Origin of the sequence: Nocardia sp. NPDC127579 (assembly GCF_042672005.1) — a bacterium.
Taxonomy (GTDB): domain Bacteria; phylum Actinomycetota; class Actinomycetes; order Mycobacteriales; family Mycobacteriaceae; genus Nocardia.
Map to the genome: position 1 here is coordinate 82,330 of NZ_JBHXVZ010000012.1, position 24,369 is coordinate 106,698.

16 protein-coding genes are annotated in these 24,369 nt (G+C 70.1%); 5 read left to right on the forward strand and 11 right to left on the reverse strand.

Annotated features, from left to right (window positions below):
• Positions 1-62 precede the first annotated feature (62 nt).
• Positions 63-5,522 carry a carboxyl transferase domain-containing protein gene (locus ACFVMC_RS31030; RefSeq protein ID WP_379216203.1) on the reverse strand — a complete coding sequence of 1,820 codons (5,460 nt, stop codon included), beginning with the start codon at positions 5,520-5,522 and terminating at the stop codon, positions 63-65.
• Between the two features lie 70 nt (positions 5,523-5,592).
• On the reverse strand, positions 5,593-6,720 hold the full coding sequence (locus tag ACFVMC_RS31035) for an acyl-CoA dehydrogenase family protein (RefSeq protein WP_379216205.1): 1,128 nt from the start codon (positions 6,718-6,720) through the stop codon (positions 5,593-5,595).
• 119 nt (positions 6,721-6,839) lie between these two features.
• Between ACFVMC_RS31035 and ACFVMC_RS31040 the strand changes: the two genes are divergently transcribed.
• Positions 6,840-7,286, forward strand: a complete 447-nt coding sequence (locus ACFVMC_RS31040; RefSeq protein WP_379216206.1) for a hypothetical protein — start codon at positions 6,840-6,842, stop codon at positions 7,284-7,286.
• Between the two features lie 34 nt (positions 7,287-7,320).
• On the opposite strand, the gene ACFVMC_RS31045 is transcribed toward ACFVMC_RS31040, so the two are convergent.
• Positions 7,321-8,055: a hypothetical protein gene (locus ACFVMC_RS31045; RefSeq protein WP_379216208.1), complete on the reverse strand. Its 735-nt coding sequence runs from the start codon at positions 8,053-8,055 to the stop codon at positions 7,321-7,323.
• Between the two features lie 216 nt (positions 8,056-8,271).
• On the opposite strand from ACFVMC_RS31045, the gene ACFVMC_RS31050 reads away from it, so the two are divergent.
• The 3 genes from ACFVMC_RS31050 (at position 8,272) to ACFVMC_RS31060 (ending at position 12,640) form a co-directional block, all read left to right on the forward strand.
• Complete coding sequence (locus ACFVMC_RS31050; RefSeq protein ID WP_379216210.1) at positions 8,272-9,303, forward strand: FAD-dependent oxidoreductase; 1,032 nt, start codon at positions 8,272-8,274, stop codon at positions 9,301-9,303.
• Positions 9,304-9,339: 36 nt separating this feature from the next.
• Positions 9,340-10,161, forward strand: a complete 822-nt coding sequence (locus tag ACFVMC_RS31055; RefSeq protein ID WP_379216212.1) for a helix-turn-helix domain-containing protein — start codon at positions 9,340-9,342, stop codon at positions 10,159-10,161.
• Between the two features lie 91 nt (positions 10,162-10,252).
• On the forward strand, positions 10,253-12,640 hold the full coding sequence (locus ACFVMC_RS31060) for a glycoside hydrolase family 3 C-terminal domain-containing protein (protein ID WP_379216214.1): 2,388 nt from the start codon (positions 10,253-10,255) through the stop codon (positions 12,638-12,640).
• 1 nt (position 12,641) lies between these two features.
• On the opposite strand, the gene ACFVMC_RS31065 is transcribed toward ACFVMC_RS31060, so the two are convergent.
• Both ACFVMC_RS31065 and ACFVMC_RS31070 read right to left on the reverse strand, forming a co-directional pair.
• Positions 12,642-14,663 carry a M13 family metallopeptidase gene (locus tag ACFVMC_RS31065; protein ID WP_379216216.1) on the reverse strand — a complete coding sequence of 674 codons (2,022 nt, stop codon included), beginning with the start codon at positions 14,661-14,663 and terminating at the stop codon, positions 12,642-12,644.
• A 130-nt stretch (positions 14,664-14,793) separates the two neighbouring features.
• Complete coding sequence (locus ACFVMC_RS31070; protein ID WP_379216217.1) at positions 14,794-15,147, reverse strand: YybH family protein; 354 nt, start codon at positions 15,145-15,147, stop codon at positions 14,794-14,796.
• Between the two features lie 63 nt (positions 15,148-15,210).
• Here ACFVMC_RS31070 and ACFVMC_RS31075 point away from each other — a divergent pair, with 63 nt between their 5' ends.
• Positions 15,211-16,179: a helix-turn-helix transcriptional regulator gene (locus ACFVMC_RS31075; RefSeq protein ID WP_379216219.1), complete on the forward strand. Its 969-nt coding sequence runs from the start codon at positions 15,211-15,213 to the stop codon at positions 16,177-16,179.
• Between the two features lies 1 nt (position 16,180).
• Here the strand turns inward: ACFVMC_RS31075 and ACFVMC_RS31080 are convergent, their stop codons facing one another.
• The 6 genes from ACFVMC_RS31080 to scpB form a co-directional block, all read right to left on the reverse strand.
• On the reverse strand, positions 16,181-16,510 hold the full coding sequence (locus tag ACFVMC_RS31080; RefSeq protein WP_379216221.1) for a plasmid stabilization protein: 330 nt from the start codon (positions 16,508-16,510) through the stop codon (positions 16,181-16,183).
• Between the two features lie 57 nt (positions 16,511-16,567).
• The gene (gene car / locus ACFVMC_RS31085; protein ID WP_379216223.1) at positions 16,568-19,972 is read right to left on the reverse strand and encodes a carboxylic acid reductase; all 3,405 of its coding nucleotides are present in this window, start codon (positions 19,970-19,972) and stop codon (positions 16,568-16,570) included.
• 195 nt (positions 19,973-20,167) lie between these two features.
• Positions 20,168-21,583 carry a ribosome biogenesis GTPase Der gene (der, locus tag ACFVMC_RS31090; RefSeq protein ID WP_379216224.1) on the reverse strand — a complete coding sequence of 472 codons (1,416 nt, stop codon included), beginning with the start codon at positions 21,581-21,583 and terminating at the stop codon, positions 20,168-20,170.
• On the reverse strand, positions 21,580-22,251 hold the full coding sequence (cmk, locus tag ACFVMC_RS31095; RefSeq protein WP_379216259.1) for a (d)CMP kinase: 672 nt from the start codon (positions 22,249-22,251) through the stop codon (positions 21,580-21,582). Before cmk ends, der begins: the two co-directional genes overlap by 4 nt.
• 65 nt (positions 22,252-22,316) lie before the next feature.
• The gene (locus tag ACFVMC_RS31100; RefSeq protein WP_379216226.1) at positions 22,317-23,531 is read right to left on the reverse strand and encodes a pseudouridine synthase; all 1,215 of its coding nucleotides are present in this window, start codon (positions 23,529-23,531) and stop codon (positions 22,317-22,319) included.
• Between the two features lie 8 nt (positions 23,532-23,539).
• Positions 23,540-24,232, reverse strand: a complete 693-nt coding sequence (gene scpB / locus ACFVMC_RS31105) for an SMC-Scp complex subunit ScpB (RefSeq protein WP_379216261.1) — start codon at positions 24,230-24,232, stop codon at positions 23,540-23,542.
• Between the last annotated feature and the right edge of the window lie 137 nt (positions 24,233-24,369).

A 24,369-nucleotide genomic window follows, 5' to 3' on the forward strand; every position in this document is an offset into this window, starting at 1 on the left:
ACCCGCGCGGATTTGCCTCGCCGGGGGCAGGCAAATCCGCGCGGTGACGGCGAGCACGGGAACTAGGCGGGCAGGCCGGCCTCGATCGCAGCGATGATCCGCGGCCGCAGCGCGGTGACGCTCACGACCGCGTCCACCGAACCGACCTCGACGGCGCGCTGAATGTTGTGCACGCGGTCGAACTCCGCAGCCACCTCACCCAGCTTCTCGGCACGGACCGACGACCGGACCTCGCCGAGCTCCGCGGTCAGCGTCGCCCGGTCGGTGCCCGAGGCGTTCGCGGCGCGAGCCTCGAGCTCACGCACCCGCGGATCGGCGGCGGTGCGCGAATCGACCTCGCCCGAGAACACCACGGCTGCCGCCGGAGCGCCACCGAGCACCGAGGCGAACGAGCCCTCCACGGCGAGCACGGTCATATTCGGGTTCAGCTTGTTCGAGAACACCACGAACGCGCCACCGTGATACCGGGAGATCACGCAGAACACGATCGGCCCCTGGAAGTTCACGACCGCGCGGCCGATCTCGGCGCCGTACTCGAGTTGCAGCTTGCGCAGCGACTCCGGCGAACCGTCGAAGCCCGACAGATTCGCCAGCACCACCAGCGGCCGGTTGCCGCTGGCCGCGTTGATCGCCCGGGCCGCCTTCTTCGACGACTGCGGGAACAGGGTGCCGGCGGTGTAGGTGTCCGGGCCATCCGTGGCCGGGAAACCGCGCCGCGCGATACCGCGCGACTCGATACCGAGCAGGCACACCGGGATACCGCCCAGATGCGCGTCCTGCACCACCGAGGTGTCGGCGTCGGCCATACCGGCCCACCGCTCCAGGACCGGATGGTCCTGATCGGACACGGCCCGCATGACCGTACGGATGTCGAAGGGCTTCTTGCGGTCCGGATTCGCCGCGGCCGAGAAGATCTCCCCGACCGTGCGGAAATCGCTGCCCGCCACCTCGTGCGGGAAGTCCGACACGTCGCGGTCGATCGGGTCGCTGCTGGGCGCGCGGCGCGGGGCCTGCTCCTCGGGCGCGATGTAGGTGTGGTCGTAATGCGCCATCAGCACATCGCGCGCGGCCGGCAGGTTCGGCGCCCAGTACTGCGCCTGACCGTTCGGGCCCATCACCCGGTCGTAGCCGCCGATGCCGAAGTTGTCCTCGGCCGAGACGCCGCCGGAGAAGTCCAGCGCCTGCTTGCCGGTGAGCACCATGGCCGAATCCGGGGTCATCACCAGGATGCCCTTGGTGTGCATGAGCATGGTGGCCTCGGCGTTCCAATACGGCTGCGCGCCGACATTGATGCCCGCGACCACGATATTGATCTCGCCGCCGTCCTGGGTGAACTCGACGATCCGCTTCAGCGCGGCCGCCACCCAGTCCATGTTCTCGGTACCCGAGGCCATGGAGATCCGGGCACCGGCCGACAGCGCGTACCACTCCAGCGGCACCCGCAGCTGCTCGGCCAGATCCAGGGCGGCGATCACCCGGCGGCACTCCGGCTCGGACAGCGCGCCCAGCGATTTGGTCGGATCACCGAGCAACACCACGCGGGTGACGCCCTCGGGGTATCGATCGGTCGGCGTGGTGACCACACCCGCGACGATGGCCGCGGAATTGCGGCCGCGCGGGCGCTGGACCGGAACCAGCGTGTGCGTGTCGTCGAGGTCGTACTCGCTGAAATCACCCAGCAGCCCGGTCAATTCGTACGGGTAGACGGTGTTGCGGCTGGCCGCGCGCAGCACCTTCTGCCGGTACTCGTCGATCGGCTCGACGACGTCCTCGGACACCTCGCCGACGGTCACCTCGGCGCCGCCGTGCACATCGAAGGAGATACGCAACGCGACCTTGGTCAGCGCGCCGGTCTCCGCGTCGCGCTCACGCGCGATCAGCAGGATCTCCTCCAGGCCCGCGCCCGCCGTGGTCGGCAGCACGTGCCCGGCGATGATCGACCGGAGCTCGGCCCGGGTGACATCGACCGGCGGCCAGATGTACATGACGATCCGGTTGGTGTTGAACCGGTTCTTCGACGGCCGCCGCGACTGGGCCCGGCGGATGGAATCCAGGCAGGTGGCGATGGTGATCTCCGCGGTGGGCAGGGCCCGCAGGCGACCGTCCGCGTCACGCAGCGTGGCCAGGTCGCGGACCTGTGCGAAGGCGATCAGGCGATCGTCGGCCGGATTCTCCTTGGCGACACAGCGGAACAGGTACACCTCTTCGTCGTCCGAGGAGGGCAGGCGGGTCAGGTCGAACTTGCGCAGCCGCTCCATCTGCATCCGCTGCGCGATGTAGGGATGCAGGCCGCGGATCAAGCGCTCCTCGGCCATCCCGGTCGCCGACGGGCGGAAGGTGAAGTGGTGGTGCATGACCGCGCCGCCGCTGCCCGCGACCGTGGCGGTGATCCGGTGGATCTGGTTGGGCAGCTGATGCGCGCCGATCGCCTGTTGCAGGGCTGCGGCCATGGCGTCGAAATCGGCCGGCTGATCTTCCCAGCTCAGGTAGATGTCGGCGTCGATCGAGGCTGCGCCGGCGGCCAATTCGACCAGACCGCGCAGCGCGGCGTCGAGCGCGTCGAACCGCACGGCGGCCGAGACCAGGCTGGACCCGTCGCGCTCGGCGATGACGAACGTGCAGCCGTCCTCGTGGGTGCGCACGCCGGTCAGACCCTTGTTGCCGTAGTAGCGGCGGGTCAGCACCTCGAGCATGACGGTGTTGTCCAGCTTGCCGCGGACCAGGCGCTGGCCGAGCAGGCGCACCAGCGGCTCGGTGCTGCGCACCATGTCCGAGACCCGCTCGGCGCGATCGGCCGCGCCCGGGTTCGCATCCAGGTGGGTGAGATGCTTGCGGACATTGGTGTAGACGCGAGCACGGTTGCGACGCAGCAGCGGCTGGCCGTACCAGGCGTAGACCACGCCGCGAGCCAGATCCGCGATCACCGGGAACCGAACCTGGGTGGCGGCCATCAGCCGCTCCAGGGCCAGGCCGACGGGCTCGCGCAGCACCTGGTCCGGCACCGGCTCGGGCACCCATTCGCGCAGCAGTGTCGTGATCACCGGGACGGTCTCGGCCAGGCGCTGCTGTGCGAGGAAGACCCGGAACACGGCGGCCTCGAGCTCGGGGGTCCGGTCCAGCTCGGTGATGCCGTAGTGGCCCAGCGCCTTGGTCAGCTTGTCCTGGAACGACTCCGGCACACCGGCCCGCTCGACGTCCAGGCTCTGCAGGTAGGTGTGGAAGTACTCGCGGGCGCTGTGCACGTGGCCCTGGCTGTCCTCGCCGAGCGAGCCGTTGTGGCTGAGCTCGGCGATATCGGCGAAGACCTCGATGAGATCCAGCTCCTCGGCCAGCGGGCGACGGCCGTCGCGCACGGCGGTGGCGCGGGCGGCGAGGTAGTCGTCGAGGACGCGGCGTTCGTCGTGCGGGTCGACGTCGAAACCGAGCAGCAGGCTGCGCAGATCCTCCTGGCCGCGGGTGGTGCGCTCGTGCGGCAGCACCTCCGGCCGATCGGGCAGATCGAGTTCGACGGTCTCGGGGGCTGCCTCCTCGGCTTCCTCGGCGTCGTCGACGATGGGCTCCAGCCGCAGCAGCGGCGCGCCCGTTTCGACCTGGGTGCCGACCGAGACGACGCACTCCTTGAGCCGCGCCTTGAACGGCGCGCGCAGCACCGTCTCCATCTTCATGCTCTCCAGCACGAGCACCGGCGCGCCGGCCTCGACCTCGGCGCCGACCTCCAGCGGTGTGGCCACCACCAGCGCGGGCGCGGGCGAACGGACGACGCCGCCCTCGTCGCGGCTGACCCGGTGGGTGACGCCGTCGACGTCGACCAGGTGGATCGTGCCGTGCGTGCCGGTGATCAGGCGGTAGCGGGTGCCGTTGACCACGATCTGGCTGGTGTAGCGATCGAAGCGCTCCAGATCGACATCGGCGGTGCGGATTTCGCCGCCGGCCTCGATGCCGACGCGGAAACGGTGCGCGCCGATCCGGGCGACCCGGACGCGGTAGCCGACGCCGCGCAGTTTGAGATCGAGCGGACGGCCGCTCTCGTGCTGCACCTGCGGGCGGCCACCGGAGGCGGTGGACAGCAGCCGGTGCTGCTCGATCCGCTCCTCCTCCTCGTAGGCGTCGATGGCGGCCGCGGCCAGCGCGACGGCGGAATGCCGGTGCGAGATCAGGCGGCCCTCGCCGCGGACCCGGTCGATCCAGCCGGTGTCGGCGCTGCCGTCGATCACCTCGGGCTGATTGAGCAGATCGAGCACGAAACTCTTGTTGGTGGCGCCGCCCTCGATGATGACGCGGGTCTCGGCCATGGCGCGGCGCAGCCGGCCCAGGGCCTGTTCGCGGTCGCGGCCGTAGGCGATGATCTTGGCGATCATCGAGTCGAAGTCGGCGGGGATGGTGTCGCCCTCGCTGACGCCGGTGTCGACCCGGATGCCGGGGCCGGCCGGCAGGTCGAGCCGCTCGATCCGGCCGGGCGCGGGCGCGAAGTCGCGGTCCGGGTCCTCGGCGTTGAGGCGGGCCTCGATAGCGTGGCCGCGTTCGATCGGCGGCTCGCCGTCCAGCCGGCCGCCGGAGGCCACCAGCAGCTGGGCGCGCACCAGATCGAAGTCGGTGGTGACCTCGGTGATCGGGTGCTCGACCTGCAACCGGGTATTGACCTCGAGGAAGGCGAAGAGCCGCTCACCGGGGTGGTAGAGGAATTCGACGGTGGCCGCGCCGCGGTAACCGACCGCGACGGCCAGCCGCTCGGCGGAGCCCTTCAGCTCGGCCACCTGCTCGGGCCCGAGGACCGGTGAGGCCGATTCCTCGATCACCTTCTGGTTGCGCCGCTGCACCGAACAATCGCGCACGCCCAGTGCCCAGGCCGTGCCCTGCCCGTCCGCGATGACCTGGACCTCGACGTGGCGCGCGCCGGTGACCAGACGCTCCAGGAAGACCACGCCGCTGCCGAACGCGCGCACGGCTTCCTGGCGGGTGCGTTCATAGGCCTCGACAAGTTCGGCCTCGTTGGTGATGACGCGGATACCGCGCCCACCGCCGCCCGCGGTCGCCTTGAGCATCAGCGGGTAGCCGATTTCGGCGGCCGCTTCGATGGCGGCCTCGACCGTGTCGACCGCGCCGCGGCTCCACGGCGCGACCGGCACGCCGACCTCCTCGGCGATGAGCTTGGCGCCGATCTTGTCGCCGAGCTTGCGCATGGCGTCGGGGCTGGGCCCGATGAAGGTGACGCCGATCTGCTCGCAGAGTTCGGCGAAGGCCGGATCCTCGGCGACAAAACCCCAACCCACCCAGGCCGCCTCGGCCCGGGTGCTGATCAGCGCCTGTTTCAGCGCTTTCAGGTCGAGGTACGGGCGCGCCGCGGCCGGACCGAGATCGTAGGCATGGTCGGCCTCGCGCACGAATGTCGCATTGCGATCGACATCGGTGTACAGGGCAATTGTCTCGATCGACTGTCCAGTCTCTGCGGCGAGATCCCGCACGGCATGAATGAGGCGCATGGCGGCCTCGCCCCTGTTCACGATGGCGATGCGGTTGAACACCCGCCGACTCCCTTCCGTCCCGTTGCTGTGGTTGCCCCTAGGTAAGCACGTTCGCTATGTGTTCTGCGAGTTACTCGTCGGTCACCTGAAGCACTTCGCGGCCGATCTCCCCGGCCATCACTTCTGTCGAATACGCCATGAGTTGACCTGCTTCGGCATCGCGCAGATACCGTTGGATCGGAGACTGTTTCAAATAGCCCGAGGCGCCACCGACACGGACACCCAATTGCGCGACCTCCACCGCAACTTTATTCGCCAGATATTTCGCGCGCATCAGGGTGGGGAAAAAGCTGGGCCGCTTGCTGTCCGCCTGACTCAGCCCGAGATCATAGAGGGCATGCGCTGCGGCCAAGCGGGATTCGACATCGGCGACCTCGAATTGCACCCACTGCTGGTGTGACAGCGGCTTTCCCAGGATCACCCGGGAGCGCGCGTGCTCGGCCAGCGCGGCCAGGGCGGCGTCGGCGATACCGAGCGAAATGGCCGGCAGCCCGGCCGGGATCACCTGGAAATCGCCGGGTCCGGGGGCGCGGCCGCGGAACTCGGCGCGCAGCAGCGTCTCGTCGAAGGCCAGCAGCTGGCTGCGGGTGGCGCGCAGGCCGAGGGTGTCCCAGATCGGAATGATCGAGACCGACGAATCGGGCAGCGGCACACCGAAGAAGGCCGGCGCGTCGTCCACCCGCGCGTTCACGATGAGGTAGTCGGCGATCTCGGCGCCGGAGACGAAACGCTTGGCGCCGGTCAGCGTCCACCCGCCGGCCGCGGGGTGCGCGTCCTGCTGCGGATTGAGGAACCGGTTGCCGCTGGCCGGTTCGGACAGCGCGTTGGCGAAGCGCTTACCAGCCAGCAGTTCGTCGGCGAAGAACGATCCGAGGGTGTCGCGGGTGAACTCGGCCAGACCGACGGCGGCCCCGGCGTGCATCAGCCAGATCGTCGCGGTGGACGGGTCGGCCTTGGCCAGCACGCGCAGCAGCACGCCGAAACCGCGGTAGGTCAGCCCGGTGCCGCCGACCCACTCGGGCAGCACCGCCGTGTCGGCGCCCGCGGCGTGCAGGGCCGCCAGATGACCGGTCGCGATCTCGGCGCGCTCGTCGTACTCGGCCGCCTCGGCGGCGAATCCGACGGCTAGTTCACCGACGCGCTCCAGCAACCGCTGTTCGGCTTCGGGCAGGGACTCGGAAAGCTCGGTGATGATCACGAAATACCTTCTGGTCGAGCGGAATCGGCGGCGCCGACGATACCGGCGCCGCCCGCGGATCGGCCCTGATCCGCACGAAATTCGGATGCGTGCCGGGCGAATCGGTGGCACCGTGGGGTATGCGCAGACCAGGGTCGAAATGGGCCGGGCTCGTGGCCGCGGTGGTGGTCGCGGTCGGCCTGGCCGTCACCACATGCGTTGCCGCCGACCCCGAAGCGGCGAACCCCGCCCGGCTGGTCCTCTTCGAGCAGGTCGGCTACGACTCGCGAAGCCTTTCCATGGAGATCAGCGAGGCCGACCAGTTGGAGCGGTTCCTGACCGAACTCGCCCCCGCGACGGCGGCCTCGGCCCGAGCTGCCGTCCTGGATCGCGACCCGTCCCACCGGGCCTTCGGCTTCATCCGGCCCGGTTGCCGCGAAAACGGTGCCCACCTGACGATTTCGGAGGACCGGCTCGAGCCGGTGCTGACCGGCGGGGAGAACATCGCGTGCGCCCGCGCCGAGTACTTCCTCGCGGTCTTCACCGTCCCCGCCGAATCCGTCCCGCCGAACGCCCGCGTCGGCTGATCGAATCGCCGGACTCCACAGGGTCTTTCAGCCGTTACCCTCCCAATGCCTGGGCCAGGCGGCGGGAGATGAGCTGAGTGAGTACGTCGGGGACGGCGGTGAGTACGTCGCGGGTCTGGTCGGGACCGGAGCCGTAGGTGTGGGCGGCGACGGTGAATCCGATGCCGTACGACGCGGAGGCCACCTCCTCCGGATCCAGGTCCGACCAGCCCCACTTGGTGCCGAGCGCACCTGGTAGCCAGGTGGTGCCCCAGTCCTGGACGGTGCCGTCCGCGGCGACCGCGCCGGGCGCGGACATCCACTCGAAGATCGGCGAATCGGGGTCCTCGCGGCGCTTGCGGTTGAGGAAGTCGGCGACGTCGGCGGTGCTGGTCGTACTGTCCTGCCAGCGATTCTGCGGACGGGTGGAGCGCAGGCCGTATTCGGCGGCGATCGACTCGATCGCGGCCGGATATTTCGTCGCCAGCACGTCGGCGGCACCGTCGTCGGAGTAGCGGATCATCCGCTCGGCCAGTACCCGGTCCTCGGCCGACCGGTCACCGTGGCGCAGCGCGTAATCGACGATGTAGAGCTTCGCCAGCGACAGCGCACCCCGCTCCTCGTGCTCGTTGTGGCTGCCCCACTGCACATTCGGCACGGTGGTGCGCACCGAGATCGACGACCGCGGCGGCACCGCGCCCGGGTCCAGCGAATCCGCCCAGGCGGCGGGCGCGCTCGCCAGACTCACCAGCGTCACGCTCGCCACGGCTAGCCGCACCGGAAAGCCCATTCGACAACCTCCGTCTCCGCTGGTCATCGGATCAGCTTGCCGACCGCGGGGCGCGCGAGCCGCCGACACGCGGAGGCGCGACCCGCACCCCGGCCGGTGGGGACTCCGCCCGGTGCGCGCTTCGCGGCGGGCGGCGCTGCACGGTTGCCGACCCTAAAGGTATTCTGCCGCAAGCGATCTGCTCGTGTCGGCGAGCTCTGGGTAGAGGGGGTTGGTGTGGTCACGGTCGTCGGTGGCGGGATCGCCGGAACCACGCTGGCGGGGGCACTGGCCCGGCACGGGCAGCCGGTGACGGTGTACGAGCGCCGAGCGCGGACCGGCGGCGGGGCGTTCCTCGTCCTCGACGGGCACGCGCACGAGGTGCTGGCCGAGCTCGGCGTCCCGGTACAGGAGCTGGCTTCGGCTTCGTATCCGGTGCACGGCATCCGGTTTCATCACCTGCCCGCCGCCCGTGCGGCGGCCGCGAGCGAGGGGCAGCGGCTCTATCGCAGATCGGACCTGATCCGCGTACTGACCGAATTCGCCGCGCCGGCCGACATCCACTACGACACGCCCGTGACCGATCTCGACCCCGGCACCGGGACGCTGTTCAGTGACGCCCGCGCACTCCCCCGCGACGGCCTCGTGATCGCCGCCGACGGCACGGATTCCAGCGTCCGCGCCCGGCTCGAACCCGATCGCACCCCGCGCTACGCCGGGCAGATCATCGCCTACGGCTGCACCGTGGGTCCGGTCCGCCTGCCCACCGAACCGTCTGTCCTGCACTTCGACGGTCGTCCCGGCCCGGGCCCCGTTCCGCTTGCCACATTCGGCCATCTCTGGTCGGGCACCACCGCCTTCTGGTTCGTCCGGCTCACCCGTGAGCCGATTCCGGTGCGCGACAGCGGACTTCACCCCACCGAGGTCTGGGCCGAACAACTCACCCACGCCGCGCCGAACCTCCAGGGCACCCTCGAGGCGCTGATCGCCGCCACCGACCAGGTCCACGTGGCCAACACCCGCCACGTCCCCTTCGCCGAGGCCGCACCCCCCGCCGCCCCGGTCATACTCTGCGGCGACGCCGATCACGCCATCACCCCGGCGGCCGCCCGCGGTGCGATCGAAGCCATCGACGACGCCGCCGCCCTCTGCGCCGCGCTGGCCACCGGCGCCGATCCGGCGGCCGCGATGTCCGCCCGGCGTGCGCGGATCACCGCCGAACGCGAGCGCTCCCGGCGCCGGTTCACTCCCCCGGCTCGAAATCCATGACGCCGCTACCGATGCCCGCGGTACTACCATTCGAGTATGCGCTCGCAGGTGCGAGAACCGGGCGATGCGGCGGCGTGGGATGTGGTGTGCCCGCCCCGCCGCCCTCGGGTGCCCGGCGTCCGGATGGCCGGGTTCCGTGACCGCGCCCCGGCCGCGGGCGGCCATCGCGCCATCCCACATCCGGCGGTGACGATTCTGCTCGAATTCGGTTCCAGCGCACCGGTTGTCGAGACCGCGAGCGGGCAGCACCGGGGCAGTCTGGTCGCCGCACCCGGCCCCATCGCGCTCTGGGTGCGGGGCGAGAATGTCGAATGCGTGCAACTGCGGCTGTCGCCGGTGCTCGCCCGGACGGTGCTCGGCGTCTCGCCCGCCGAACTGGACGGCTCCGTGGTCACCCTCACCGAACTGTGGGGCCGCGAAGCCGCCCGGATCCGCGAGCAGCTGAGCGCGGCCTCCTGGCCCGAACGCTTCGCTCTCGCCGAGACGGCGGTCCTGCGGCGGCGCGCCGGCACCGGGATCGATCCGGAGATCGCCTGGGCCTGGCACCGCCTGGTCACCACCCGTGGACGCGCCCGGATCGACACGCTGGCCGCCGACCTCGGCTGGAGCCGGAAACGCCTGTGGTCCCGCTTCACCGGTCAGCTCGGGATGCCGCCCAAACGCGCCGCCGCGCTGATCCGCTTCGATCACGCCGCCCGCGATCTGGCCGCCGGCATCGCCCCCGCCCTGGTCGCGGCGCAGTGTGGCTATACCGATCAATCCCACCTGCACCGTGACGTCGCCGCGTTCACCGGACTCACACCGGGCACCCTGGCGGTGGAGCCGTGGCTCGCCGTCGACGATCTCGCCTGGAGCTGACCGGTGGCGATCGAGGCGATGAGGGAGCCCCCGGAGCGAGCCGGACCTCAGTAGCCTGGGATTCGCCAACCGACTCGAGACGGGACCACACATGGACGACCGCATCGACAAGCTGCTCGCCGAGCTCGATCTGTCCGGGAAGCTGCGGCTGATCTCCGGGGCCGGAATGTTCCGGATGGCGGGCGATCCGGACCTCGGACTCGCCGAGATGCCGATCTCGGACGGCCCGTCGGGGGTGCGCGGGGAGCACTGGGACGAACGTGACCCGTCGGTGAGCCTGCCCTCGGGCACCGCGGTCGCCGCCGCCTGGGATCCGGCCCTGCTCGGCGAGATCGGCGCGCTCATCGCATACGAGGCGCGCCGCAAGGGCGTCTACGCGGTGCTCGGCCCGACCATCAACCTGCACCGATCCCCGCTGGGCGGCAGGCATTTCGAATGCTTCTCCGAGGATCCGGTGCTGACCGCGGAGATGTCGGCCGCCTATGTCGCGGCTGTGCAGGCGCACGGGGTGAGCGCGTGCCCGAAGCACTACGTGGCCAACGATTCCGAGACCGACCGATTCACCGTCGACGTGCGCGCCGACGATCGGCCCCTGCGCGAGCTCTACCTGTATCCGTTCGAGCGCAGTGTGCGGGCGGGCGCGTGGATGATCATGGACGCCTACAACTCGGTCAACGGCGTCACCATGACCGAGCACGATCTGCTGGACGAACCACTCAAGGGCAGCTGGGGTTTCGACGGCGTGGTGGTCTCGGACTGGATCGCCGTGCGCTCGACGGCGGGCGCCGCCAAGGGCACCGACCTCGCGATGCCCGGTCCACCGCTGATGTGGGGCGGCCCGCTGGCCGAGGCGGTGGCTCGCGGCGAGGTGCCGGAATCAGCGATCGACGAGAAGGTGCGCCGGATCCTGCGTTTCGCGACGCGGGTCGGCGCTCTGGACGGATCACCCGCGCCCGCACCGGAATTCACCGATGAGCAGGCCGCCGCCCTGGTGCGCCGCGCCGCGGCGGCGGGCATGGTGCTGGTCCGCAACGACGGCGTACTGCCGCTGCGGCCGGAGACGACGGTCGCACTGCTCGGGCCCAACGCCGCCCGGCCACGGTTCATGGGCGGCGGCAGCGCCACGGTCATCCCCGCGCACACCAGCACACCGCTGGAAGGGCTGAATGCCGTTCTGCCCGTGACACACACGCCTGGCGTCCGGTTGGCGGAAAAGCTCATCCCGGTCCCCCTGGAGCTGATCACCGATCCGGATACCGGCACGCCCGGCCTGAGCCTGCGCTACCTGCGCGAGGGCACCGTCCTGGCCACCCAGCATCGCACCGCGGGCAACCTCATGCTGTTCGGCGATCAGCAGGCCGCCGCGGCCGACACCATCGAGATCCGGGCGCGACTGCGCGCCGACGCCACCGGCGACTGGCAACTCGGGGTCGGCACGCTCGGCGCGGCCACCGTGGCACTCGACGGCGAAACCGTGCTGGCGGAGACCATCACCTTCGAGGGCACCGATCCGGTCGGCGCCATCCTGTACCCGCCGCAACGTTCGGTCGACCGGCGACTCACCGCGGGCCAGGAGGTCGATGTCCGGATCACGGTCGCCGCACCGCCCGCCATCCCCGGCCTCGGCGTGATCCTCGGCCTCACCCTCGGTGTCACGCGCCCGCAGCGCGGTGCGGACGCGGAATTCGCGGCCGCGGTCGAGGCGGCCCGCGCCGCCGAGGTCGCGGTGGTGGTGGTCGGTACCACCGAGCAGATCGAATCCGAGGGTTTCGACCGCACCGACCTGCGCCTGCCCGGCCGCCAGGACGAGCTGGTGGCGGCGGTCGCCGCGGTCAACCCCCGCACTGTGGTGGTGGTGAATTCCGGTGCGCCCGTGGAGCTGCCGTGGCGCAACGACGTGGCGGCCGTGCTGCTGGCCTGGTTCCCGGGACAGGAGTTCGGCACGGCTCTGGCCGAGGTGCTCACCGGCGCGGCCGAGCCCGGCGGCCGGCTGCCCACCACCTGGCCCGCCACCCTGGCCGACGTGCCGGTGTCGAACACCACGCCCGACAGCACGGGCGCGCTGCCCTACACCGAGGGCATCCATATCGGCTACCGCGCCTGGCTGAAAGCCGGTGTGGCCCCGGCCTATCCGTTCGGTCACGGGCTGGGCTACACCAGCTGGGAGCTGCGCGACCTCGCCGTCTCCGGCCGCACCGCCACCGTCACGCTCACCAACACCGGCGAGCGTGCGGGCAAACAGGTGGTGCAGGCATACCTGTCCCGGGAGCAGAGCGCGGTCGAGCGGCCCGTGCGCTGGCTCGCCGGATTCGCTTGCGCGACAGTGCAACCCGGCGACTCGCAGACCGTCACGATCGAGATCCCGGCGCGCGCCTTCGAGCACTGGACCGATGCGGGCTGGGTCACCGAGCCGGGCGCGTTCACACTGCACATCGGCACCTCGGTGACCGCGCTACCGCTCACCGCGGAAATCGGCTGACCTACAGGACGACTCGCTGATCCGGGGGCAGCCACATCGCGTCGCCGGGCCGGACATCGAAGGTCGTGTAGAACTCGGTGAGGTTGCGAGCCGACTGGTTGCACCGGAATTCCGCGGGCGCGTGCGGGTCGCTGGCGAGCTGGGCCGCCAGCGCCTGCGGTGTCATCGTGGTGCGCCAGATGCGAGCCCAGGATTCGAACACCGTGCGCAGACTCGGTGCGGTGTCCCCGCGGGTGGCCGCCAGGCGCACCGCGGCCAGTGCGATCTGCAAGCCGCGCAGATCCGCCAGATTCTCGCCGACGGTCAGCGCGCCGTCGACGTGCTGTGCGGCCTCCAGGCCCGCGGGGACCAGGGCGTCGTACTGGGCGATCAGCTGGGCGGTCTTGGCGTCGAAGGCGGCGCGGTCCTCGGCGGTCCACCAGTCGTGCAGATTGCCGTCGCCGTCGAAGCGCGACCCCTGGTCGTCGAAACCGTGGCCGATCTCATGGCCGATCACCGCGCCACCCGCACCGTAGTTGACGGCCGGTTCGGCCTCGGCGTCGAAGAACGGCCGCTGGAGAATCGCCGCGGGGAACACGATCTCGTTGGCGGCGGGGTTGTAGTAGGCGTTCACCGTCTGCGGCGGCAGTTCCCACTCCGCCTTGTCGACCGGCTTGCCGAGCCGGTCGAACATCCGCCGATCGGCGAAAGTCTTCGCGGCGAGCAGGGATTCGACCAGCCTGCCCCGGGTGACGGTCAGGCCCGAATAGTCCGGCCACTGCTCGGGATAGCCGAGTTTGGTGGTGATCTTGTCGAGTTTCGCGACGGCGGCGGCCCTGGTGGGCGGTGACATCCAGGAAGAACGCTCGAAATCGGCGCGGTAGGCCGCCATCAGGTCGGCGACCATGTCCTGCACCCGCTGCTTGGCCTCCGCCGGAAAGTACTCGGCCACATACATTTTCCCGAGCTGATCGCCCAGGTACCGGTTGACGACGGCCAGGCCGGACCGCCAGCGTTGCGGCGGCTGCTGGGCGCCTTCCATCTCGGTGCCCCAGAACTCGAAGCGCGCCCGCGCGATCTCGCCGGTCAGGTATTCGGCGAAGGCGCGCAGCAGCGCGAGCTTCAGATAGTCACGCCACGTGGCGATATCGACCTCCTGCCACAGGCTCGCGGCGCCGGTGACGAAGGAGGGTTCCCGGACCACCACCTGCTCGAAGAGTTCGCGGGGCCGGTCGGTCTGCCCGGACAACCAGCGATCCCAGTCGAAACCCGGTGCGCTACCGGTCATTTCATCCCAGGTCATGGGATTGTAGCCGGCGTTCGGATCGCGCTCGCGTACGTCGTCCCAGTACAGCGCCGCGATCCGGGTTTCCAGGTCCAGCACCCGCTGTGCCGGCGCGACGGGATCGGCGAAACCCGCTCCGGCCGCGATCCGTTCGAGGAAGGTGCGGTAGGCGGCGAGTTTGCCGGCGGCCTCGGGCTTGCGGTAGTACTCTTCGTCCAGCCCGATCCCGGATTGCGACACCGTCGCCACATAGGCGGTGGACCGCTTCGGATCCGGTGCGACCCGCAGCCCGATCAGCCCGCCGATCGGCAGCGCGCCCATCACCTCGGCGAGATCGGGTTTGGCTGCGGCGGTATCGATCCGGTCGAGCAGACCCGCCAACGGTGTCACCCCCAGCTCGTCGAGGGTGCCGGTGTCGAGGAACGCGTCGTAGAGATCGCGTACCTGCTGCGCCTCGGAACCTGGCGCGGGATCCCGGATTCCATCGATCAGGTCGCGCAGTTGCGCCTCGGTGCGGTCGGCCACCTCGGCGAATGTGCCGTAGGAGGCCCGATCCGGCGGCAGCCGGTACTCCTGCAACCAGCGGCCGTTCACAGACCGGTACAGATCGTCGCGGGGCGTGATCCGCGAATCCGATCCGGCCAGATCCGGTCCGGCCAACGGTTTCGGTGGCTGCTCGCACGCCGCCAGCGCGGGCAGCAGCCCCAGCGCGATCAGGAAGCCACGGCGGTCGAACTCGGAACGGCCGGAGGTGCCCACGTAACTCCTTCGACGACGCTGCGATCCGTACGGCCGCCGACCCTACCGGCTGCGGCCGCCGCGCACGGCGACCCGCACGCGCCGCGCGTCGCGGTGCGGACCGGCCGGGTCACCGGTCCGCACCCTCGGGCTAGGGCGCGAGCGATGGCTGGTCGACCGCCCACAGCCAGGAGCCGTCGGGCTGGCGGCGCGCGATCTCCACGACCACCTCACCGGTGGTCAGCGTGGTCGAGGTCATCGCCAGATCACCGCTGATCAGCGCCGGATGCGGACGACCCGGCTCGAGCACGGGCGCGGCCGCCACGAACTGCTCGTACACCTTGCGGATCTCCGCGTGACCGGTCGCGATAGTGCCGGGCGGGAACGCCAGCACGGCGTCCGGCTCGTACAACGCCACCAGCCCGTCGACATCGCCCGCGTTGGCGCGCTCGATGAAGAATTTACCCAGGTCGTTCGGCTCTGTGGCCGGCTTCTTGTTGGTCATGGGGTCTAGGCTGCCAAGTAATCACGACATCTCATGTCGTGTATTCGGAAGAGGATTTTCTCCATGCGCGCCGACCGGCTGGTGTCCCTGGTTCTGCTGCTGCGCCGCCACGGCCGGATGTCCGCGGCGGCGCTGGCCGCCGAACTCGAGGTGTCCACCCGTACCGTGCTGCGCGATATCGAGGCGCTCTCGATCGCGGGCGTCCCGGTATACGCCGAACGCGGGCGACACGGCGGCTTCGCGCTGCTGCCCGGGTTCCGGACCGAGCTCACCGGGCTCAACCACGAGGAGGCGCTCGCCCTCCTGGTGGCCGGATCACGCCGTGGCGCACAGGCTTTCGGCCTAGGCTCGGCACTGGCCTCGGGCATGCGCAAGGTGGTCGACGCGCTGCCCGACAGCTATCGCGACATCGCCACCGGCGCGGCCGAGCGGCTGCTCATCGACCCGGAAACCGATCTGTTCTCGCGTCGGCTGGTGGCGGAGGCGGTGCCCGACGCCGTAGTGGCCGAGGTGCGGCGGGCGGTGTTCGCAGGACGGAAACTGCGCATCCACTACGCGGCCGTGGACCAGTCCCCGCGATGGCGCACAGTGGACCCGATCGGCCTGGTCACCGTGCGCGAACAGGGATATCTGCTGGCGACGCGCGCGGGTGCGGATCGTACCTATCGGCTGTCGCGAATCCGGGCCGCCGAAGCGCTCCCGGAACCCGCCCAGCGCCCGCCCCGCGTCGATCTGGATCAGGCCTGGCAGGAGCGCGGCACCCGGTTCCGCACCGGCGGCGACCAGGTCGCGGTGCTGGCCCGGCTGCATCCGGCGCGCCGCGAGGAACTGGTGGATACGGCGCTGGCGGTACTGGCCGAGGGCAGCGATACCGACGGCTGGGTGCGGCTCGAGCTGACCTTCCAGGACGCCAGGCACGCCGAGTGGGCGCTGTGGCAGCTGGGCACCGATGTGCAAGCCCTCGAACCGGCCTGGTTGCGTACGACCATGCGCGAGCGTGCCCTCGCGCTCGCGCGGTATTACCAGACCTGAGCTATTTACCGAGGGCGTCGGCCAGCTGGCGCTTGTTCATCTTCGAGCGGCCCTTGATATTGCGCTGTTTGGCCTCGTTGTAGAGCTGGTCGCGGGTCAGACCCTTGGGCCGGTCGGTGCCGGAGCGCCGGCCACCGCGCTGCTGGGGTGATTTGCCGCGCGTCGACGTGCGGCTCGCGGTGCTGGATTCGCCGGAGCGGGCGCGGTTCTTGTTGACGGTGCGCGCCGCGATCTCCTTGGCGCGTTTCGTGCTGGTGCCGCGCTCCTGCTGCGCTTCCTTGATGTGCTCGTACTGCCGTTCGCGTTTGTCACTCCATTGCTGCTGGGGCATGTCCTCACACCTCCTTCGACTGGCGTATACCCGCATCCGCGATCGCGACACCCCGGATCAGAGCCAGCCGTGCAGCGCGAGGTCGGAGGCGTATTTGCGGATCAGCGCCGGATCCAGGTGCGGGATGTCCAGCCCGGCGGAGCGGACCGCGGACCGGAACCGTTCGGTGGGCAGGGCCGCGCCCGCGCGGGGGCGGGCCGGACGGGTATAGGCGTGCAACAGCGGGAGCAGGGAATGCTGGCGCTGGTGTTCGGGCAGAGCCCGCAGCGCGCCTTCGAACCGGGTGCGCCAATCCTCGTAGTCGTCGAGCCGCAGGATCTCGTGGCCGGACTCGATCAACCAGTCGACGAAGGTGTCCAGGGAGATGTCGTCGTCGTGCGGGTTGAGCACGTCATAGGTCCGATAGCCCGACGGCCGGCCCAGGGCGGTGACGGCGGCCGCGGTGAAGTCGGCGGGCAGGCCGTCGTAATGGGCCCGGCCGCGGACGCCGCCGGGGCCGGGCCGGTAGAAGGAACGGGGCGCGAGGCCGGTGGCGAGCACACTGAACAGCAGCCGGGTGAATACGTCGGGCAGGTTGAGCTGCCCCGCGAAACGACTGTGCGCCAGGATCATGTCGGAGCGGAAGACCGCGACGGATAGGCCGAAGCGCTCGTGCGCCTCGCGCAGCAGCACCTCCCCCGCCCATTTGCTGGTGCCGTAGCCGTTGGCGTAACCGCCGTCCACCTGCCGGACCGGACTGATCACGCGGATGTCGGCGTCCTCGTCGAACGCGGCGGGATCGATCTGGGCCGCCACGGCGACGGTGGAGAGGAAGTCGACGGGGGTGCGCCGGGTGTGCAGGGCGAGCCGGATGATCTCGGCGGTACCGACCACATTGGGGCCGAACAGCTGCCGGTACGGCAGCACGTGATTGACCAGAGCGGCCGAATGCACGATGTGATCCACCTCCGTGGCCAGCCGCAGCCAATCGGACTGGCTCACACCGAGATTCGGCTCGCCCACATCACCCGCGACGACCTCCAGCCGTTCGGCCAGCCGCGCGTACTCGGCCCGCAGGGCCGAATCGCCGGAATCGAAGGCCGCGTCCAGCCGTGCCCGCGCCCGCGCGGTATCGGCACCGCGTACCAGGCAGATCAGCCGCCCGTCGACCGCGGCCAGCCGCCGCAGCCATTCCAGGCACAGGAAACGCCCCAGGTAGCCGTTCGCGCCGGTGAGCAGGACGGTACGGACCTCGGCGGCGGGCGGGGCGGCCCCGGCCAGCGCGTCGACCGCCATGAACCGCTCGAGCCTCAGGTCGGCGGCCCGGACCCGGTCCGCGGCACCGTGCACGTCCTCGAAGGCGATCCGGGCATTCGCCGAATCGCGTTGCACCTCGATGTATTCCGCGATCGACCGCAGATCCGCCGCCGGGCCGGTGAGCACACCGACCGGCACCTCGACCTCGAAGATCTCCCGTAGCAGCGTCGACAGCGACAGCGCCGAGAGCGAATCGCCGCCGAGATCGGTGAAGTGCGCGTCCGGCGCGATATCGGAGTCGGCGCAGCCGAGCAGTGCGCGCACCGCCCGCGCCAGCGTGGCCGGTACCGGCTGCGCGGCGGCCGTGCGCCGCAGGTCGAGCAGGTCGTTCGCCTGCGCCGCCGCGAGATCGGCGTAGAGCTGTTCCAGCCGCGCGCCGTAGCATTCTTTCAGCTTGGGCCGCAACAGTTTCCCGATGCCGGACAGCAGACCGTTCTCGACGCTGAACGGCTCGGTCTCGACCAGGAAATCCCTTGGGATCTCATAGGATTCGAGGTGCGCCTCTCGGGCCAGGCGCTGCATCGATTCCGCCAGCGCGGCTTTCGGATCCGCGAGGCGCGACGCCTGGGCGCTGGGCACGACGACCGCGAGCAGATAGGCGCGCTCGCTGCTGCCGTAGACATAGATCTGCCGTATCAGCGCGCTGGTGGCGAACACCGCCTCGAGCTTCGCGACCGTCACGAATTCACCCTGGGCCAGTTTGAGCACATTGTTGCGCCGGTCCACGCACACCAGTTCGTCGGGCCCGAGCTCGACCACGATGTCACCGGTGCGATAGAAGCCGTCCGCGTCGAAGACCTCGGCCGTGACATCGGGGCGTTTGAAATAGCCCGGAATCATCGCTTCGGTCTTGAGCAGCAGTTCACCGCGCGGATGCGGCCGATCGGAACCGAAGTAGCCGAGTTCGGGTACGTCGAGGAGCTTGTAGTCCAGCACCGGCGGGCGGCGCACCCGATTGTCGATGACCAGACCGCCGCCCGCCTCGGTGGAGCCGTAGCCGTCGTGCAGGTCCAGATCGATCACCGATTCGATGAAGGTCCGCATCTCGGCGGCCAGCGGGGCGCTGCCGCAGATCGCGGTCATCGCCCGGCCACCCAGGAACTGTTCGCGCAGTTCGGTTTTCACCTCGGCCTCGAGCACGGTGCGATCAACGCCGGGCGTGTGGCGTCGATCGACCTCGCCGAGGAAACGCTGGAACACCATGTCGCACACGCGCGGCACGAAGAACAGCTCGGTCGGCCGGACCAGGGCGATGTCCTCGAAAAGGGTCGACATATCGCTGTGTGCCGCGAAATACCCGGTGCCACCGCGTGCCAGCAGGCCGTGCAGGGTCATCCGCCCGGCCACGTGGCTCAGCGGCATGAAGTTGAGGTTGATCGCCGCGAGCTGCGGCTGCGCCAGCCAGATCTTGCGCACCAGCGGCTCGGTGTACATGGCCCCCTTGGGCGTTCCGGTACTGCCGGAGGTGTAGATCAGCATGGTCAGGGTGTCGTCGGCGGGTTCACAGACGGGCGCGGCGGGCAGGCCCCGGCCGCGCTCGATCAGCGCGTCGAGCGCGACGACGCGGCCTTCCAGTCGCGCTTGTGCGGAATCGACGGCCGCGCAATGCTTCTCGTCCTTGGCGCGGAAGTCGAAGACCACGACGGCAGCCGGCACGGCGGCGGCGAGCATGCAGTTCACCGCGTGGTCGAGCAGTTCCGCGCTCGCCGCGACCACGCGCGGCGCGGTCTCGGCGAGAATCGACGCCAACTGCGCCACCGGCGCGCTCGCCTGCATCGGCACCGCGACCGCGCCGAGCCGCACGCACGCCAGATCCAGAATCGTGTAGTCGATACTGGTGAATCCGACGATCGCCACGAAATCCCCGGCGCGCACGCCGGATTCGTACCAGGCCGCCGTGACCGCGTCGACTCGCGCGCCCAGCTCCGCATAGGTGATGGTCTCGAACTCGGGACGCAGTTGCCCCGTGGCGTCGTCGAATACCCGCTGCCCCAGGGCAGGCCGGTCCGCGTATGCCTCGGTCAACCGCTCGATGATGCGCGGCAGCCGCAGCTGGCGCAGTTCCGCGCTGACCGCACTATCCGGGCGAGCCGCCTGGATCTCCGGATACTCGGCGTACAGCTGCGCCACCCGGCGTGCACGCCGCTCCTGCACCGTCTCGACCATCGTCACCCTCCTCGGGCGACGTGGTCGCCGCCCGACCCCATTCTGATGGCACATGCCGCCAGATTGCGAGCGAGCGGCTCGCGTGTCCGGAAGATCGTCCGGTCAAGCCCCCACAAACAACTGAAGCGCAGCCGGTTCAGATCCGGCTACGCTCACGAATGGGCGGCGGTCCCGACCCGCCGCCCATCCCGACCACTACTTCTTACGGTCCCGCTTCTCGCGGATACGCACCGAGATGCGCACCGGCGACCCGTCGAAACCGAACTCCTCGCGCAGCCGCCGCTCCAGGAACCGGCGATAGCCCGCCTCCAGGAACCCGGTGGTGAACAGCACGAACGTCGGCGGACGAGTGGAGGCCTGGGTCGCGAACATGACCCGGGGCAGCCGGCCACCGCGCATCGGCGGCGGGGTGGCCGCGACGACCTCCTTGAGCCAGTTGTTCAACCGGCCGGTCGGCACCCGCTTGTCCCACGACTCCAGCGCGGTCTCCATCGCGGGCACCAGCTTCTGCACCGCGCGACCGGTATGCGCCGAGATATTGACCCGCTGCGCCCACGGCACCCGGACCAGCTCGCGGTCGATCTCCTTCTCCAGTTGCAGCCGCCGGTCCTCGTCGACCAGATCCCACTTGTTGAAGGCGAGCACCAGCGCGCGACCGGAATCGGCGACCATGCTGATCACCCGCAGATCCTGCTCGGTCATCGGCTGCGAGGCGTCGATCAGCATGATCGCCACCTCGGAGGCCTCGAGTGCGGACTTGGTGCGCAGCGAGGCGTAGAACTCCATGCCGCTGGCATGGGAGACCTTGCGGCGCAGACCCGCAGTGTCGACGAACTTCCAGATCTTGCCGCCCAATTCGACCAGCGAGTCGACCGGATCGACCGTGGTGCCCGCGACATCGTGCACCACGGAGCGCTCCGCGCCGGACAGCTTGTTCAGCAGACTCGACTTACCCACGTTCGGCTTACCGACCAGCGCCACGCGGCGTGGCCCCTGACCGCCGGTGCCCTCGCGTGGCGTCTCCGGCAGCACGGCCAGCACGTCGTCGAGCAGATCACCGGTGCCGCGGCCGTGCGCGGCCGAGACCATGCGCGGCTCGCCCAGCCCCAGCGACCACAGCGCCGCCGCCTCGGCCTCGAGCTTCTCCGAATCGACCTTGTTGGCGACCAGGATCACCGGGATCTTGGAGCGCCGCAGCTTCTTCACCGCCGCCTCGTCGGTGGCGGTAGCCCCCACGGTCGCGTCCACGACCAGCAGGATCGCATCCGCGGTCTCCATGGCGAGCTCGGCCTGGCGTGCCACCGACTGCTGCAAGCCCTTGGCATCGGGTTCCCAGCCACCGGTGTCCTGCACGAAGAACCGGCGGCCCGCCCAGGTCGCCTCGTAGGAGATGCGGTCGCGGGTGACGCCGGGGATGTCCTCGACCACCGCCTCGCGGCGGCCCAGAATCCGGTTCACCAGCGTCGATTTGCCGACATTCGGCCGGCCGCAGACAGCCAGGGTCGGCATGGCGACATACTCTTCGCCCTCCCCCTCGCCGTCGAAATCGAGCAGCTCCCAGTCGGATTCGTCGCTCCAGACGCCGTCACCGGCCAGTACGTCCTCCGTCACCGGGACCCTCCTGTCGTCGAAAGCTGCTGGGCGACAACCTGATACAGCGCGTCGATAACCTGGTTCTTGGTCAGCGCGCTGGTATCGACCAGCACCGCATCCGCCGCCGGCCGCAACGGAGAGACCGCGCGCGTGGAATCCAGATTGTCACGGCGCTGGACGTCGGCCAGCACGGCCGCGTAATCGTCACCGCGGCCCTCGGAAATGTTCTGCTGATTGCGGCGCTGCGCTCGCGCCTCGGCCGAGGCCGTCAGATAGATCTTGGCGTCGGCGCCGGTCAGCACGACCGTGCCGATATCGCGTCCCTCCACCACGATCCGCCCGGCGGCCGCGGCGAGCTCACGCTGCACGGCCACCAGCAGATCACGCACCTCGGGCACCGCCGAGACCGCCGAGACCGCCTTGGTCACCGCGTCACCGCGGATCTCCGAGGACACATCCACGCCGTCGAGCTCGATCACCTCACGGCCGGGGTCGGTGCCGATATGCAAGGGCAGTTCCTTGACCGCGGCGGCGATGGCCGCGGCATCGGTCAGATCGACCTCGGCGCGCAGCACACGCAGGGTCGCGACCCGGTACATGGCGCCGGTATCGAGATAACGCGCGCCCAGCCGGGTGGCCAGCATCCGCGACACGCTCGATTTACCGGTGCCCGACGGCCCGTCCATCGCGACGACCAGGGGACCGCTGCCGATCAGCTGTTCCGTAACCGCCACGGAAGTCTCCACACCGTTCACAACGACACCGCCTCATACAATTTGCCGACTTCGCCGCGACCGAGCACCTTCAGGGTGCCGGGCCGCTGGTCGCCCAGCGCGACCGGTCCGATATTGGTGCGCACCAGGCGAATCACCGGGTGGCCCACCGCCGCCAGCAGGCGGCGCACGATGTGCTTGCGGCCCTCGTGCAGCTCCAGCTTCACCAGCGAACGTCCCTCGCCCAGCTCGAGCACCTGGAACTTGTCCACCTTGGCGGGGCCGTCCTCGAGCTCGATGCCGTCGCGCAGGCGCTTGCCGATCCCCTTGTGCACCTCGCCGTTCACCGTGGCCAGGTAGGTCTTGGAGACCTCGAAGGAGGGGTGCATGAGCCGATGCGCCAGGTCGCCGTCATTGGTGAGCAGCAGCAGGCCCTCGGTGTCGGCGTCCAGACGCCCGACATGGAACAGCCGCTGACCGGCCGCGATCCGCTCGGCGACGATATCGCCGACACACGGGCGGCCCAGATCGTCCGACATGGTCGACTGCCAGCCCTTGGGCTTGTTCAACGCGATGTGCACGAGTTCCTCGCGCACCATGACGCGGGTGCCGTCGACCCGGATGACCGCGGTCTGCGGGTCGATCCGCAGACCCTGCTCACGCACGATCACGCCGTCGACCTCGATGCGGCCCTGATCGATCATCTCCTCGGCAGCGCGGCGCGAAGCCACACCCGCCTTGGCCAGCACCTTCTGCAAACGCTCGCCCTCGCCGGCGGGCAGCTTGGTGAGCGATTTGCCGCCGTCGACCTCGGCATCGATGTACTGATGCTTGGCCGGCTTGGCATTGCTCAGCAGCGGCGCCGACGGACTCGGCCGCTGTGGCTTGGCGGTCTTCTTCTTGCCGGTCGGCGCGACCGGTTTGCGCGCGGCGCCGCGACCGGCCGCGGCCGCACCACGCCCGCCGCGCTCATCCTGGCCCCACGATCCGCCGCGCTGCGACGATCCGCGCTGCGGCGTGCCACTCGGCGTGGTGTACTCCCCGCGCGAGGAGGCGCGCGATCCGGCGCCCCGCTGCGGGGCACCACCCCGGCGGGCCCGATCCTCACCCCAGGCGCCACGCTCGGCAGCCGCTCCGCGCTGTGCCGCGCGGGCACCGCGGGAACCGCTGCCGCGGGCCGACCCGCCCCGGGCGGGCTGGTCACTTCTACTTCTACGATCCGGTGTGCCATCTCGGCGAGCGGGCGTATTCAATGTTTTTCCTAGTCCTCGGTGCCGAGGTCCATCTCTGGCTCGGCGTTCTTTTTCAGCCTGGTGTACCGGGGATCGGTATCCAGACTGTCGTTGATCTCATCGATCAGGTCGACGCCCGGTAGCAGGGGCGCCAGGGGCGGCAGGTCCGACAGTGACGCGAGCCCGATCCGCTCCAGGAACAACTCGGTTGTGCGGTACTGCGTGCCGTTCGTTTCCGGATCGGCCCCGGCCTCGGCGATCAAGCCGCGCGCCAACAGCGTGCGCATCACTCCGTCGACGTTCACGCCGCGAACCGCGCTCACCCTGGTCCGGGTCACCGGCTGGCGGTAGGCGACCACCGCCAATGTTTCCAACGCCGCGCGGGTCAATTTTGTTCGCGCGCCGTCGAGCAGCACCTGTTCCACATACGGCGCGTACTCGCTGCGAGTATAGAAGCGCCACCCGTCACCCGCGAAACGCAGATCGATGCCGCTGCGACGTGCGCTGAGCTCGGCGGACATGGTCCGCAGCGCGTCCTCGACCCGCTCGGTGTCGCTGTCCAGGGCCGCGGCCAGCTGTTCTGCGGGCGCGGGCGCGTCGACGACCAGCAGCATGGCCTCGAGCGCGGAGCGGAATTCGTCGTCGTCGAGGGCGCCGGGGGTGTCGAGCGTCTCCTCGGGGGCGGCCGAGGATTGCCCGGCGAGCTCGGTATCCAGCCCGATGAGTTGGATATCACTGTCCGCGAGCAGGTCGGCGTCGCGCCGGATCAGCTCGGCGGTCGTGGGCACCGCGGGCTCGTTCGCGCGGGCCTGCCGCGCCGCCAGGCGCGCGACCTCGGCCAGGCGCGCGGCCTCCATCA

Excerpts from the sequence above, each read along its gene's own strand:
- ACFVMC_RS31060 (WP_379216214.1), top strand. The coding sequence starts at position 10,253 with ATGGACGACCGCATCGACAAGCTGCTCGCCGAGCTCGATCTGTCCGGG.
- cmk (WP_379216259.1), bottom strand. The coding sequence starts at position 22,251 with ATGGACGGGCCGTCGGGCACCGGTAAATCGAGCGTGTCGCGGATGCTG.
- ACFVMC_RS31070 (WP_379216217.1), bottom strand. The coding sequence starts at position 15,147 with ATGACCAACAAGAAGCCGGCCACAGAGCCGAACGACCTGGGTAAATTC.
- ACFVMC_RS31045 (WP_379216208.1), bottom strand. The coding sequence starts at position 8,055 with ATGGGCTTTCCGGTGCGGCTAGCCGTGGCGAGCGTGACGCTGGTGAGT.
- ACFVMC_RS31075 (WP_379216219.1), top strand. The coding sequence starts at position 15,211 with ATGCGCGCCGACCGGCTGGTGTCCCTGGTTCTGCTGCTGCGCCGCCAC.
- ACFVMC_RS31055 (WP_379216212.1), top strand. The coding sequence starts at position 9,340 with ATGCGCTCGCAGGTGCGAGAACCGGGCGATGCGGCGGCGTGGGATGTG.
- ACFVMC_RS31040 (WP_379216206.1), top strand. The coding sequence starts at position 6,840 with ATGCGCAGACCAGGGTCGAAATGGGCCGGGCTCGTGGCCGCGGTGGTG.
- car (WP_379216223.1), bottom strand. The coding sequence starts at position 19,972 with ATGGTCGAGACGGTGCAGGAGCGGCGTGCACGCCGGGTGGCGCAGCTG.
- ACFVMC_RS31080 (WP_379216221.1), bottom strand. The coding sequence starts at position 16,510 with ATGCCCCAGCAGCAATGGAGTGACAAACGCGAACGGCAGTACGAGCAC.